Source organism: Micromonospora sp. NPDC003776 (genome assembly GCF_053605645.1).
Map to the genome: position 1 here is coordinate 1 of NZ_JBSGJR010000933.1, position 1427 is coordinate 1427.

Genomic DNA, 1427 nt, shown 5'->3' on the forward strand with positions numbered 1-1427 from the left:
CCGTGGCCGCCGCGGCGGGGAGCGTGTCGTGGGTGGCGACGACGGGGGTGCCGACCCGCCAGCCGGGCTCGTCGGGCGCGGTGGCGCCGGCCGGCACCAGCCCGTCGCCCTCGACGAGCAGGCTGGACAGGCTCCCCAGCGCGGCGGCGGCGTAGGCGGGGTCCACCCCGTCCAGCGCGTCGCCGAGGTCGGGCAGGTACGCGCCGGCGACCTCGGCCACCTCCAGCACGTCGGCCCCGGTGACGAGGATCTGGTCCTCGTCGGAGGCGTCGGCGCCGTACCGCTCGGCCAGCGGCGCGATCGCCCACTGGGCCGGCGGGCCCTGCGGTTCCAGCCAGGTGACCAGCTCCACCGCGTCGTCCCCGGCGCGGTGCAGCGGCACCCGCCACGGCACGGCCGGGGTGCCGCCACCGGTGACCGGCAGGTCGACCGGCGGCAGGTCCTGGCCGGGCAGGGCGGGCAGCCGGTCGGTCAGGGCCGCCTGGAGCAGCTCCAGCAGCGCCCGCAGGTACGGCACACCGCCACCGGTACGGGCGTTCTCGTCCCGGGCCAGGTCGGCCAGCCAGCGCCGCAGCGCGGCGGCCGGGTCGGCCAGCAGGGTGGACAGGTCGGCGGGGTCGGGTGGGGTGAGCGGCGGCAGCCCGGCCAGCGGACCGGTGGTGGCCGGGCCGGCGATGCCGACCAACGCCAGCAGGTCCCGCACGGTGGGGCCGCCCCACGACTCGGCGACCCGGGCGAGCAGGCTGCGCGCGGCACCCCAGAGGGCGCCCGGGTCGAGGCCCAGCCCCAGGTCGGGGGCGGTGGGGTCGAGCGGGCCCGCGGGCGGCAGGGTCAGGTCGCCCAGGACATGGGACATCCCGTCGACGGTGACGGCCAGGTCGTCGACGGTGGCGGTGACGGTGACCGGGGAGCCGAGCGACCAGCCGACGTCGAGGCGCACGCCGGCGGTGGCGACCCGGACCGGCGCGTCCAGCGCCAGGGCCGGCGGTTCGAACGCGACGGTGGCGGTGACCCCGCCCAGCCAGGCGGGTCCGGTGATCCCGTCGAGCGGGATCGACGTCAGGGCGGCCCGCACGTCCACCCGCCAGGGCAGCTCCGGGTCGAGGTGGCCGCCGGCGCGCAGGCCCAGCCCCAGCTCCAGGACCGGTCGGGTGGTGGTGCCGGAGTCCCACAGCAGCAGTTCCAGCACCAGCGGGGCGCCGTCGGCGGCGGCCAGGGCCGGGAGCGCGACCCGCCACGGCGCGGTGGCGCTGCCGGTCCCGGTCACCGCCGGGTCGGTGCTGCCGGCCAGCCGGGCCACGTCCCGCAGCACGCCCGGCCAGCCGTCGGGCTCCTGGCGCAGCGCCCGGTAGTAGGCGGCCAGCGCGCGAGGTGGAGCGGTGCGCGGCGATGCTCGCCGCCGTCCGCGACGGGCAGATCGTGCATCG

1 protein-coding gene is annotated in these 1427 nt (G+C 79.3%); it reads right to left on the reverse strand.

Going from position 1 to position 1427, the window contains the following annotated elements; translation table 11 throughout:
- Positions 1-1427 (reverse strand): hypothetical protein (locus ACWEVO_RS36490; RefSeq protein ID WP_452311943.1); only part of this gene is annotated, 1427 nt, incomplete at both ends.